Origin of the sequence: Nostocoides veronense (assembly GCF_039531185.1) — a bacterium.
In the GTDB taxonomy this organism is placed as follows: Bacteria; Actinomycetota; Actinomycetes; order Actinomycetales; family Dermatophilaceae; genus Nostocoides_A; species Nostocoides_A veronense.
The window spans coordinates 1-929 of sequence record NZ_BAAAPO010000080.1 but is presented as its reverse complement, the minus strand read 5'-3'; the positions used below and the strand labels follow the sequence as shown (position 1 = coordinate 929).

Annotated in this window: 1 protein-coding gene; it reads right to left on the bottom strand. The window is 71.2% G+C overall.

Features of this window, described 5'->3' with window-relative positions:
- Positions 1-79 precede the first annotated feature (79 nt).
- Positions 80-929, bottom strand: an 850-nt coding sequence (locus ABD225_RS18585) for an IS1380 family transposase (protein WP_344089191.1), incomplete at its 5' end; no start/stop codon positions are given.

Here is a 929-nt window from a genome sequence, read left to right as displayed (position 1 = left end):
GCGTGGGTGATCGCCCGACCTCGCTGTCGGGGTGTTCCACGTCGGGGTTGCTCGGGTCGCGCCGTCGTCGGCTGGGTGGTCAGGGCGGTGCGGTGGCGGGGGGGTCGGCGACGCGGTCGAACAGTCGGGTCCACGCCTGGTGCCAGGGCCACGCTTGGGGCAGGTGCAGGGTGATCCGCCGGGCGGAGGACGCGACCCGGGCCGGGACGTGGATCAGCTTGCGACGCACGGTCGCGCTGGTCGCCTTCGCCAGCTTCGAGGTCTGGGGTGTCGCACCGGAGGCCAGGGTGGCGGCGGCGCGGGTGAGGTTGAACGCGATGACCGCGAGCACGAGCCAGGCGGCGTTGGCGGTGAACTTCCCGGAGGGCAGGTGCGCCAGCGCGGAGCCCTTGAGGTCGGCGTGGACCTGTTCGATGATCGCGTGCCCGCGGTGGGTCTTGTCGGCGGCGACGGTGTCCAGCACATGGGCCGGGACGGTGGTGAAGAACGCGTGGAAGCGCCAGGTGTCGAACAGGGTGTCCTGCCCGGTCGCCTTCTTCTTGTCGGCGTTGAAGTCGGGGATGCGGCGCACGATCAGCCGGCCCGGGACCTGGTCGGCCTTCTTCTTGGAGGCGAACGCGGTGAAGTCGATCTCGGCGACCTCCGCCTTCGAGATCCACGCCCCGCTCATCTCATCGAAGATCGCGTCCGGGTACTCGATCGTGGTCCACGCACCGTCATCGATGCCGGCGATCGCGGCCTTGACCGGGCTGGTTGCCCGCACGGTGACGGACACGTGCGCGCCGCCGGTGATCGCCGCGTGGACGGCGTCGCGGCCGTAGTAGGCCGAGTCCATCCGGACCAGGACCGGCGCCTTCACGCCGAGCAGGCGGCGGGCCTGTTTCACGGCGTCACCGACCAGGCGTTTCGCCCCGCGGGGCGACCCACAA